Annotated in this window: 10 protein-coding genes; 7 read left to right on the top strand and 3 right to left on the bottom strand. The window is 73.9% G+C overall.

Translation table 11 applies throughout. The annotated features are described in order from the left end of the window. The 5 genes from ADK52_RS27925 to ADK52_RS27905 all read left to right on the top strand — a co-directional run. Positions 1 to 1,326 (top strand): sensor histidine kinase (locus tag ADK52_RS27925; RefSeq protein ID WP_420714939.1); only part of this gene is annotated, 1,326 nt, incomplete at its 5' end. A gap of 50 nt (positions 1,327 to 1,376) precedes the next feature. After that, positions 1,377 to 1,994: a response regulator transcription factor gene (locus ADK52_RS27920; protein WP_053692614.1), complete on the top strand. Its 618-nt coding sequence runs from the start codon at positions 1,377 to 1,379 to the stop codon at positions 1,992 to 1,994. Positions 1,995 to 2,056: 62 nt separating this feature from the next. Then, positions 2,057 to 3,505 (top strand): peptidoglycan D,D-transpeptidase FtsI family protein, encoded by a 1,449-nt coding sequence (locus ADK52_RS27915; RefSeq protein WP_053692601.1) that lies wholly within the window; start codon positions 2,057 to 2,059, stop codon positions 3,503 to 3,505. A gap of 62 nt (positions 3,506 to 3,567) precedes the next feature. Next, positions 3,568 to 4,080, top strand: a complete 513-nt coding sequence (locus ADK52_RS27910; protein WP_053692600.1) for a GNAT family N-acetyltransferase — start codon at positions 3,568 to 3,570, stop codon at positions 4,078 to 4,080. Positions 4,081 to 4,123: 43 nt separating this feature from the next. After that, a complete protein-coding gene (locus ADK52_RS27905) occupies positions 4,124 to 4,831 on the top strand; it encodes a DsbA family oxidoreductase (protein WP_053692599.1) in 708 nt (235 codons plus the stop codon). Positions 4,832 to 4,897: 66 nt separating this feature from the next. Here ADK52_RS27905 and ADK52_RS27900 read toward each other — a convergent pair whose 3' ends face one another. After that, a complete protein-coding gene (locus ADK52_RS27900; protein WP_053692598.1) occupies positions 4,898 to 5,965 on the bottom strand; it encodes a pyridoxal-phosphate-dependent aminotransferase family protein in 1,068 nt (355 codons plus the stop codon). Positions 5,966 to 6,043: 78 nt separating this feature from the next. On the opposite strand from ADK52_RS27900, the gene ADK52_RS27895 reads away from it, so the two are divergent. Together ADK52_RS27895 and ADK52_RS27890 are read left to right on the top strand one after the other, a co-directional pair. Then, positions 6,044 to 7,132 carry an amidohydrolase family protein gene (locus ADK52_RS27895; RefSeq protein ID WP_053692597.1) on the top strand — a complete coding sequence of 363 codons (1,089 nt, stop codon included), beginning with the start codon at positions 6,044 to 6,046 and terminating at the stop codon, positions 7,130 to 7,132. 330 nt (positions 7,133 to 7,462) lie between these two features. After that, positions 7,463 to 8,386: an SCO1860 family LAETG-anchored protein gene (locus ADK52_RS27890; RefSeq protein ID WP_053692596.1), complete on the top strand. Its 924-nt coding sequence runs from the start codon at positions 7,463 to 7,465 to the stop codon at positions 8,384 to 8,386. 40 nt (positions 8,387 to 8,426) lie between these two features. Here ADK52_RS27890 and ADK52_RS27885 read toward each other — a convergent pair whose 3' ends face one another. Further along, entirely contained in the window at positions 8,427 to 9,665 is a 1,239-nt protein-coding gene (locus ADK52_RS27885; RefSeq protein ID WP_078988654.1) for a CapA family protein, read from the bottom strand. 162 nt (positions 9,666 to 9,827) lie between these two features. Beyond that, positions 9,828 to 11,258, bottom strand: coding sequence for an Rv2231c family pyridoxal phosphate-dependent protein CobC (cobC, locus tag ADK52_RS27880; protein WP_078988653.1), 1,431 nt, complete (start codon positions 11,256 to 11,258; stop codon positions 9,828 to 9,830). Between the last annotated feature and the right edge of the window lie 60 nt (positions 11,259 to 11,318).

The following is an 11,318-nucleotide window of genomic DNA, read 5'->3' as shown; positions in this document are numbered from 1 at the left end:
GGTCGGGGGATGCCGGGGGGTGAGGGGATGGGGACGGGGATGCGGGCCGGTGCGGGCCTGGTGCTGGGGGCGCGGGCCCGGCTGCGCTGGGTGCACCTGATCCTCGGCGGGGCCCTGCTGATGCCGTACTTCCTCCTCGCCCAGGTGGTGGTCGGCGTCTGGTCCGGCCGGGGCAACGTCTTCGGCTCCACTGCGCTGACCCTCGCCTCGTACGGGCTGTCCCTGCCGCTGGTGGCCGCGACCGCCGTGTTCGGACTCGTCCGGCCGCTGTCGGCCGGCGCGGTACGGGCCCTGTGCGGGGTGCCGGACGGGCGGCTGGCCGAGGGGCCGGCCCGGTCCTGGGCGGCGCGGGGGCGGACCTCGGCCTGGTGGACCCTGCACCTGGGGGTCGGCGCGGTGCTCAGCGGGATGAGCCTCGCGGTACCGCCCATGGCGGTGGTGCTGATCGCTCTACCGTTCGTGAGCGGGCTGCGGACCGCCGAGTGGGGGACGGGCTGGTTCGGCACCGGCGCATCGCCGTACGTCGCTCCGCTGCTCGGGATCGGGCTGCTGGGCGGGCTGGCCCTGTGCTCCGCCGGGGCCGGTGCGCTGCTGGCCCGGATGGCGCCCGTGCTGCTCGGGCCGACGGCGGCGGACCGGCTGGCCGAGGCCGAGGAGCGGGCCGCCGACCTGGCCGTGCGCAACCGGCTGGCCCGGGAGCTGCACGACGCGGTCGGGCACGCCCTCAGCGCCGTCACCCTCCAGGCGGTCGCCGCCCGGCGGGTGCTCGACAGCGACCCCGGGTTCGTACGGGAGGCACTGGCCGCCATCGAGGACACCACGCGGCGGACGGTGGGCGAGCTCGACGCCGTGCTCGGCCTGCTGCGGGACGCGGACCCGGCCCGGGCCGACGCCGCGCCCGCCCCGACCCTCGCCGCCGACCTCGACGGGCTGCTGGCCCGCACCCGGGCGGCCGGGACCACCGTCACCGCCCACCAGGACCCCGGACCGGCCGGGAACTGGGAACAGCTTCCGGCGATCGCCTCCCGCGAGGCGTACCGGATCGTCCAGGAGGCCCTGAGCAACGCCCTGCGCCACGGCACGGGCCCCGTCGAGCTGCGGATCGCCGTACGGGCCGCGGAAGCGGGCACCCCTCGTGAACTGGAGATCACCATGACCAACCCACCGGGCCCGGCCGCCGGGCCGCAGCCCCGTACCACCGGGGGGCGCGGGCTGCGCGGCGCCGCCGAGCGGGCCACCCTGCTCGGCGGCCGCGTCGAAGCCGGCCCGTACCGGGGGCAGTGGCGGCTGCGGGCCGTCCTCCCGCTCGGCGGAGGCTCCCGGTGACCGCCGCGCGCCGGACGCCGCTGCGCATCGTGCTCGCCGACGACGAGCGGATGGTCCGCACCGCGCTGCGCGTCATCCTCGAAGCCGAACCCGATCTGGAGGTCGTCGGCGAGGCGGCCACGGGCGCCGAGGCCGTCCCGCTGGTCCGCTCCCTGGCCCCCGACGTGGTGCTGATGGACGTCCGGATGCCCGAGATCGACGGCATCCGGGCCACCGAGCAGATCATCGCCACCCTGGCAGAGCCGCCCCGGATCGTGGTCGTCACCACCTTCGAGAACGACGCGTACGTCTACGACGCGCTGCGCGCGGGCGCCGCCGGTTTTCTCCTGAAGCGGGCCGAACCCGACGAGCTGATCGGCGCGGTCCGTCTCGTCGCCCGCGGCGACAGCCTGCTCTTCCCGGCCGCCGTCCGCGCCCTGGCCGCGTCCCACGCGCCTGGCGGCCGGGGCTCCGCCGCCCCCTGGGTGGCGCGGCTCACCGGCCGGGAGGCCGACGTCCTGCGCCTGATGGCCACCGGACTGTCCAACCACGAGATGAGCGAGCGCCTCGGCGTCGGCCCGCAGACGGTCAAGACCCACGTCGCCGCGGTCCTCTCCAAGACCGGGTCCCGCGACCGCACCCAGGCGGTCATCGCGGCCTACGAGGGCGGCTTCATGAAGAAAGACTGAGAACCCGGCCACAATCGGGGCAGAGCGGAACGCTCGGGGGCCTTGGCACGTCCTTCTGGGGGATGAACAAAACGATCAGGCGTGCGTCGGTCTTCTGTCTGCTCCTGGTGCTGGCCCTTTTGGTGCGGGTCACCTGGGTGCAGGCCTACCAAGGCCAGGCCCTCGCGGACAACGAGAACAACCGGCGGAACCTCATCGGGCAGTACGAGAACCCGCTGGGCAACATCATCGTGGGCGGGGAGGCGATCACCGGCTCGGTGAAGACGGACGGAAAGGACTTCGGCTACAAGCGCACGTACGTCGACGGCCCGCTCTACGCGCCGCTCACCGGCTACAGCTCCCAGGCCTTCGGTACGAGCATGCTGGAGGGCGTCTACAAGAAGATCCTCAACGGGTCCGACGACCGGCTCAAGACGGTGATGGACATGCTCACCAACAAGCGGGCCGCGCCGGGCAACGTGCTAACCACCGTCGACAAGGACGTGCAGAAGGCCGCGTACGACGCGCTCCAGGGCAAGCAGGGCTCCGCCGTCGCCATCGACCCGGCGACCGGCGAGATCCTCGCGATCGTGAACAACCCCTCCTTCGACCCGGGCAGCATCGCCGGCGCCAACGACAAGGCGGCCTGGGAGAAGCTGATCGAGGACAAGGGCAAGGCCCTGGAGAACGTGGCCCTGCGCAAGCCGCAGGCGCCCGGCTCCACCTTCAAGCTGGTCACCCTCGCGGCGGCCATCGAGAACGGGCTGGTCACCAACCTCGACGCGCCGACCGGCACCCCGGACCCGTACACGATCCCCGGGACCCGGACCCAGCTGCCCAGCGAGGCGGGCTCCGCCGCCTGCAACAACGTCTCGGCGCGCACCGCGCTGCGGCTGTCCTGCAACAACGTCTTCGCGGAGCTGGCGCACCAGCTCGGCCAGGACAAGATGCGGGCGATGGCCGAGAAGCTCGGCTTCAACACCGAGACCGCGACGCCCGTCACCGCCCGCCCGGCGAGCAAGTACCCGACGAACAAGATGTCCGTCGACCAGGTCGCACAGACGGGTATCGGCCAGTTCGACGTGCAGGCCACCCCGCTCCAGATGGCGATGGTGACCGCCGCGATCGAGAACGGCGGCAAGCTCGTCGCCCCGCACTCGGTCTCCGAGGTCACCGACGCGAACGGCAACGTGCTGGAGAGCTTCAAGGACCCGAAGTCCGATCAGGTCATGAAGGCCAAGACCGCCTCGATGCTCCAGGACGCCATGCGGACGGTCGCCACCGAGGGCGGCGGCAAGCCCGCGCAGGTGGCGGGCGCCGAGGTGGGCGGCAAGACCGGTACCGCGCAGCGCGGCGTGAACAACAGCCTGCCGCCGCTGGCCTGGTTCACCTCGTACGGCAAGCTCGGCGGCAAGCAGATCGCCGTTGCCGTGGTGATCGAGAACTCGGACACCGACCGCTCCGAGATCGGCGGCGGCAAGCTCGCCGCCCCCATCGCCCAGAAGATGATGGAGGCGTGGCTGAAGAAGTAGCCGCGCCGCCCGCTCCACGACGCGCCGGGAACCGACATGGCTCCCGGCGCGTTCCCTTTCCCATGATCAGAACCGCGCTACCCGCAGATCTCGATGCCATAGCGGCCCTCCACACCCGGGCCCGGGCCACCTACTACCGCGGCCGCATCCCCGAGGACGCCTACGCGGGTGAAGCCGAACTCGCGCGGACGCGCGAGGGCTGGTCGCTGGCGGTCGCCCGGGCCGCGGGCGAGGGCGGGGTGCTGTGCGCGGAGCAGGACGGGGAGCTCACGGGGGTCGCCGCCTTCCGGACGACGGACGGCGAGACCACCCTCACCCAGCTGCACGTGGACCCGGTCCACTGGCGTCGGGGCACCGGGGCCGCCCTGCACGCCGCCTGCGTCGACGCGTGGCGGCGGGCCGGGATCGGCCGGGTCCGCTTGGAGGTCTACGAACACAACCTGCGGGCCCAGGCCTTCTACGCCCGCCAGGGCTGGCATCCGGATCCGGCGGCGGGCGCGGAGCGGTCCGGCTCGCACCTCACGCTGTGGCTCAGCGTCGGGTCCGGGGAATGCGACGCCCCGACAGGTGGTTGAAGCCGAAACCGTCCCATCCCGGAACAAGGAGAGATAAAGGATCATGCGCGTCGAGATCTGGAGCGACATCGCCTGCCCCTGGTGCTACATCGGCAAGGCCCGGTTCACGAAGGGGCTGGCCGAGTTCGCGCACCGCGACGAGGTGGAGGTCGTCTTCCGGTCCTTCGAGCTCGACCCGAACAGCCCCAAGGGCACGACGGCGCCCGTCCTGGAGATGCTCGCCAAGAAGTACGGCCGCACCCTCGACGAGGCGCGCGGCATGGAGGAGCACGTCGCCGCGAGCGCGCGGGCGGAGGGACTGACGTACCGCACCGACGGCCGCGACCACGGCAACACCTTCGACATCCACCGCCTGCTGCACCTGGCCGCCGCCCGCGGCCGCCAGGAGGAGCTGCTCGACCTCGCCTACCGGGCGAACTTCGCGGAGGAGCGCTCGGTGTTCGACGCCGAGGTGCTGGTCGCCCTGGCGGTCGAGGCGGGCCTGGACGAGGCCGAGGCCCGTACGGTCCTCGCGGACGACACCGCTTACGCCGCCGAGGTGCGGGCGGACGAGCGCGAGGCGGCGGAACTCGGCGCCAACGCCGTGCCGTTCTTCGTCCTCGACCGCCGCTACGGGATCTCCGGCGGCCAGCCCGCCGAGGTCTTCACCCAGGCCCTGGAACAGGCCTGGGCCGGCCGCGAGGTCCCCGAGCCCGCCGCCGGAGCCGAGGCCTGCACCCCGGAAGGCGCCTGCCCGGCCCCCCAGGCCTGACCGAGGCCGCACCGGGTGGCCCGGCCCGCACCGGGTGGCCCGGGGCTCCGGCCCCGGGCCACCCGGTCAGTGCAGGGTTTCCGACCAGGCGGCTTCCGCGGCGGCCAGGGCATCGGCGGGATCCGTTCCGAGGGCCGTGGCCAGGGCCGTCAGGGACGTGAGGACGGCCTCCAAGGACGCCGCCCGGCCGTAGTGGTTGACGCGGATCATGTCCCCGGCCGCCGTCACGGGGGCCGCGGGGGCGGCGGCCAGCGCCTTCGACGCGACCAGGGAGGCCTCCGGCACCCGGAGCGTGGTGGCCACCGGAGCCGCCTCCTCGGGACGGGTGACGTACGGGGCGAGGCCCAGCGGCTGCGCGCCCGCGCGGGTCGCCGCGGCGGCGGCGGAGTGCCGGGCCATCACCGCCGACAGCCCCTCGGTCGCGATCCGGTCCAGGCAGGCCTCCAGCGCCAGCATCTCCAGCTGCGCCGGGGCGTGCGGCAGCGCCGTGCGGCCCGCGTCGATCCAGCGCTCCTTCCAGTCCAGCAGGGAGAGGTACGAGCGGCGCGGGGCGGCCGGGTTCTGCGCGAACCGGGTCCACGCGCGCTCCGACACCGACACCGCCGAGACCCCCGCCGGGCCGCCCATCGCCTTCTGGGCGCCGATCACGCACAGGTCCACGCCCCACGCGTCCGGCAGCAGCGGCTCCGCGCCCACCGACGCCACCGCGTCCAGCATGAACAGCGCCCCGTGGGCCCGTACCACCTCGCCGATCTCCGCCACCGGGTTGGTGTTCCCGGTCGCCGCCTCCGCGTGGACCAGAGAGACGAAGTCGATCCGCGGGTGCTCGGCCAGCGCCCGGGCCACCTGCTCGGCCGTCACCGCCGTGTCGAACGGCACCGCCAGGTCCACCACGCCCGCCCCGCAGTCGCGCAGCCAGTTGCCGAAGGTGTTCCCGTACGGGCCGGTCACCACGTTCAGCGCCGTCGAACCGGGCCGCGCACCCGACCGGATGCACCCCTCCAGCGGCAGCAGCGCCTCGCCCTGCGTGATCACCACTTCGTGCCGGGTGGAGAGGAGGTCCGCGACCCCCTGCTCGATCGACGCGAAGTGCTCCGCCGTGAGCGGCGGGAGGTCCAGCAGGGGGTGGGTCACGGTGGTGCTCTCTCTTCGTCCGCTGCGTCCGGGGGCTACCCGCACGAGCGTACCGAGACCGCACGTACAGTGCGGAACATGACCGATGACGTGCTGCATGTGAAGGGGCGTGTGCTCGTCGGACCCGACGACGCGCGCGACGAGCTCTGGGTGGTCGGCGGCCGGATCTCGTACGAACGCCCGCGCGGGGCCCGCGAGATCACGACGGTGTCCGGCTGGGCCCTGCCCGGCCTGGTCGACGCACACTGCCACGTGGGGCTCGACGCCCACGGCCCGGTCGACGCGGAGACCGCCGAACGCCAGGCGCTGACCGACCGCGACGCCGGCACCCTGCTCATCCGCGACGCCGGATCCCCCTCCGACACCCGCTGGATCGACGACCGCGAGGACCTGCCGAAGATCATCCGGGCCGGCCGCCACATCGCCCGCCCGCGCCGCTACATCCGCAACTTCGCCCACGAGATCGAGCCGGCCGACCTCGTCGCGTACGTGGGCCGCGAGGCGCGGCGCGGCGACGGCTGGGTCAAGCTGGTGGGGGACTGGATCGACCGCGAGGTCGGGGACCTGGCGCCCTGCTGGCCGCGGGCCGAGGTCGAGGCGGCCATCGCCGAGGCGCACCGGCTCGGCGCGCGCGTCACTGCGCACTGCTTCGCGGAGGACTCGCTGCGGGACCTGGTCGAGGCGGGCATCGACTGCGTCGAGCACGCCACCGGACTCACGGAGGACACCATCCCGCTGTTCGCGGAGCGCGGGGTGGCGATCGTCCCGACCCTCGTGAACATCGCGACGTTCCCGAAGATGGCGGCGGGCGGCGACGCCAAGTTCCCTCGCTGGTCGGCGCACATGAGGCGGTTGCACGAGCGCCGGTACGACACCGTCCGGGCCGCCTACGACGCGGGCATCGGCGTGTACGTCGGCACCGACGCGGGGGGTTCCCTGCCGCACGGCCTGGTCGCGGCCGAGGTCGCGGAGCTGGTGCGGGCCGGGATCCCGGCCCTGGAGGCGCTCTCGGCGACGACGTGGGCGGCGCGCGAGTGGCTCGGCAGGCCGGGCCTGTCCGAGGGGGCGCCGGCGGACCTGGTGGTCTACGACGTCGACCCGCGGGCCGACGTACGGGCGCTGGCGCAGCCGCGGCGCGTGGTCGTGAACGGCAAGGTCCGGGCCTGAGGGCGCGGTTGGCGCACGGTTGACGGGCCGGTAGGCGGGCGGGTTGACGTGTCGCGTGACGCCGGTGCCCCGGCGGTCGTTATGAACGGCCGCACGGGGCACCGGCGTCGGCGCATTCCCCGCGGAAGTGTGGCGGAAAAGAACTCCCGTTCCTCGTGATGCGCAATTAATCGAATACATGCATGAAAACCACCCATTGGGGTGAACTCGCGTCAGGTTGCCGCCCCTTCACTCTCCGTGCGTAAAAATTCCCAGGGTTAGAGGCCGTCGGCGCGCGATGTCCCCCATTGGCGGCGCGACGGCTCCCATCTCCCCGGGGGTTCCACCACCTTGAACAGCAACGCCTTCCGCATGCCCGCAGCCGTCCTGATCGCCACGGGAGCGGTCGCCCTGCTCACCGCCCCGCCCGCCCTCGCCACCGGAGGCGGCGGCTCCACGGGTGGGGGCGAGGGCAAGGCCGGCGCGGTCGTCCTGCGCGCCGGCCTCGACGTGGGCCTGCTCGACAAGACCGTCCACCTGCCGCTGACGACCACCCTCAACGAGGTCAGCGCCCCCGCGACGGCACAGAAGACCGCACTCTCCGTGACCCTGGACGGGGTCGAGGGAGGGCAGCCGGTGAGCGTGCTGAGCGCCGACGTGGCCACCTCCAAGGCCACCGCCGACAAGAACCGCGCCGAGGCGGAGGCCAGCCTGGCCCACGCCAAGGTGCACGTGCCGGGGCTGCCGGCGCTCTCCCTGATCCAGGTGGAGAAGGTCACCTCCAAGGCCGTGTGCGAGGCGGGCAAGAAGCCCGTGGCCGGCTCGAACGTGCTGGGGTCGGTCACCGTGCTCGGCAAGAAGGTCACCCTCTCGGCCGGAGGCCCGACCAAGGTCGAGATCCCCAAGGTCGGCATGGTCAGCCTGGAGCTCTCCGGTACCCAGACCACCTCCACCACCGCCGCCGCGGCCGCGCTCCGGCTGAAGGTGTCCGTGAACCCGCTGGACCTGAACGTGGCCCAGGTCGAGGGCGAGATCGTGCTCGCCGAGGCGCACTGCGAATCCCCGGCCGGGGCGCCGGCCCCCGAGCCCTCGGCGAAGACCGACGTCAAGGCGCAGACGGCGGCCTCCGGCACCGGCGCCGGCATCACCACCGAGGCCAACCTGGCGGAGACCGGCGGCGGTTCGGTGACCCCGTACGTCGCGGGCGGTGCGCTGGTCCTGCTCGGCATCGGGGCGGCAGCACTGGTCGTGACCCGGCGCGGCCGCACCTCGTGACCTCGCCGCCCCGCGCGGGAGACGGTCCCGCCGGGAGCGCTCAGCGGGTGGCGCGCTCCAGGCCCTGCTTGTCCGCTCCGCGCGCCAGCACCGCCTCACTGACCTGCTTGTCGACGGCGGCGTACGCGGACTTCGCGGCGGCCCCGAGCCCCGGGTCGGAGGCGGCGCAGGACGTGCAGACGACGCGGAACGGCGGGTTCATGTCCGAGTACTGCGTGAGGTACTCGGCCTTGGTCACGTCCCAGCGGCCGGGGTGGGCGGCCGACGGGGTGAACGTGAAGCGCGGGATCGAGGACATGTTGCCCCGGGCCTTGTCGGCCTCGTAGAAGCTGGCGATCTGGTCGCCCATGCCGAAGACGACCCACGTGCCGTTGATCTTCTCGTACGGCTGCGGCACGTGGTTGTGCGTCCCGATGATCAGGTCGATGTCGGGGAGCCCGTCCGGGCCGCGCGAGGCGGTCAGCGCCTGCGCCAGATCTCGCTGCTGCTGGTCGGGCGCCGTCTGCCACTCGGTGCCCCAGTGGACGCTGAGGACGACGACGTGCGCGCCGGCCGCCCGGGCCGCGCGGGCGTCGGCGACGATCCGGTTCTGGTCGATCAGGTTGACGGACCAGGGCTTGCCGGCCGGCAGCGGGATGCCGTTCGTCCCGTACGTGTAGTCCAGCTGGGCGACCTTGGCGCCGCCGGCGGAGAGCACCGCCGGGGCCTTGGCCTCATCGGCGCTGCGGGCCGAGCCGACGTGCTTGATACCGACCCGGTCGAGGTGCTCCAGGGTGCGGACGAGACCGTCGTAGCCGTCGTCCAGGGTGTGGTTCGAGCCGGTCGAGCAGCTGTCGTACCCGGCGTCCTTCAGGGCGTCGGCCAGCTGGTGCGGGGCCTTGAAGGCGGGATATCCGGTGTAGGGGCCGCCGGGCCGGCCGTACGGTATCTCGTGGTGGCATATCGCCAGGTCGGCGGCGGCCACCAGGGGCTTGACCCCCGCGAGTATCTTCCGGAAGTCGTGGCTCTCGCCGCTGCCCCGGGCATCGTCCGCGGCCCGCTGGACGATCGACGGGTACGGGATGATGTCGCCGGTCGCGACCAGCGTGAACGGCTTGGCGCCGGCGGGCGCCGCGGGGCTCGCCTTGCCCTGGCCCGTCTTGCCCTGGCCGGGCTTGGCCCGGAGCTGCTGCTCCCCGGCGTCCTTGCCGTGGTCGAGCAGGCCCGGCAGGGCGAGGATCCCGCCGGCTATGGCCGCCACGGCGGCCACGGCCAAAGCCGTGCTGGCTGTCTTCTTCATTCCGGTCCCCCCGGGGCTTCCCTGCAGATGCCGAGATCATCGCCTACCTCCGGCCGCCCCGCCAACGGAGCCGGAGCGTCCGGATAGCCTCGGCGCCGCAGGTCAGGGGTGTGGGCCGCCCGCCGCAGGTGGGGGCGGCCCACACCCCTGACCTGCGGGCCGTCAGCGGGCCGTCAGCGCCAGGGCGTGGTCCAGGGCCTGGAGGAGGCGGCCCGTCGTGGCCCGGTCGCGGACCGCCAGCCGGAGCCAGGACTGGTCCAGGCCCGGGAAGGTGTCCCCGCGGCGGACCGCGAAGCCCAGGGCGCGCAGCCGGGTGCGGATCTCCGCGCCGCCCGCCACCTGGATCAGGACGAACGGCCCCTCCGCCACCCCCGACACGGTGATCTCCTCGAACTCCGCGAGCCCCGCCAGCAGATGCGCCCGGTCCACCGCCATCTGCCGGGCCGCGTCCTCCGCCTCCGCCAGCGCCGCCGGGGTCACACAGGCCTCCGCCGCCACCAGGGCCGGCGTCGACACCGGCCACAGCGGCTGCGCCGCCGCCAGCTTCGCGATCACCTGCGGCTCGGCCAGCACGTAGCCGATCCGCAGCCCCGCCAGCCCCCACGTCTTGGTCAGGCTCCGCAGCACCACCAGACCCGGCACGTCCGTCCGCCCGGCCAGCGCCTCCCGCTCACCCGGTACCGCGTCCATGAACGCCTCGTCCACGACCAGGATCCGGCCCGGCCGGGCCAGCGCCGTCAGCACCGCCGCCGGGTGCAGGACCGACGTCGGGTTGGTCGGATTGCCGACCACCACCAGGTCCGCGTCCCCGGGCACCGCCTCCGGGTCCAGCCGGAACCCGTCCGCCGCCCGCAGCACCACCCGCTCCACCGTGTGCCCCGCGTCGCGCAGCGCCGCCTCCGGCTCCGTGAACTGCGGGTGCACCACCACCGGCCGCTGCGCGCCCAGGGCCCGCGCGATCAGTACGAACGCCTCCGCGGCCCCCGCCGTCAACAGCACCCGATCGGCCGCCAGCCCGTGCCGGGCCGCCACCGCCGCGCGGGCCGCCCGCCCGTCGGGATACGCGGCGAGGGCGTCGAGCGAAGCCGCGATGCGCTGCTTGAGCCAGTCCGGCGGGGTGTGCGCCCGTACGTTGACCGCGAGGTCCACCAGCGCTCCGCCGTTGCCGCGCACCTCCGCGTCCCCGTGATGGCGCAGGTCGTGCGCCTGCGCCGTGGCCACGGCGCAGGTCGCCGCCACCGACCGGCGCTTCGGCACCAGCAGCTCCCCGCCGCCCGCGAGCGCCGCGGCCTCCGCCACCGAGGAGGTACCGGCCACATCGCGCACCGCGTCGGAGGGGTGCGGTACGGGGATCGCGGCCAACTCCTCGGCGGGATAGCTGAGCAGGGGTACGCCGAAACGTTCCGCCGCGCCCGTGATCCCCGCCTCGCCCGCCTTCGACTCCACCGTGGCCAGCGCCTTCACCGCCCCGGCGGTCAGCCCGGCGCCCCGCAGCGTCTCCTCGACGAGGGCGCAGACCTCCGCCACGGACACCCCCGCGCGTCCGCCGACCCCGACCACCAGCTGCGTCGCGTAGTCGCCCACCGGGCTCATGCCCCCTCCGTAGTCGTCAATGGTTCGTGCCCCGCCGCCCGCGCGCACACGTGCGTACGG

Origin of the sequence: Streptomyces sp. WM6372, assembly GCF_001279655.1 — a bacterium.
Classification (GTDB): domain Bacteria; phylum Actinomycetota; class Actinomycetes; order Streptomycetales; family Streptomycetaceae; genus Streptomyces.
This window is presented reverse-complemented; position numbering and strand designations above follow the sequence as displayed.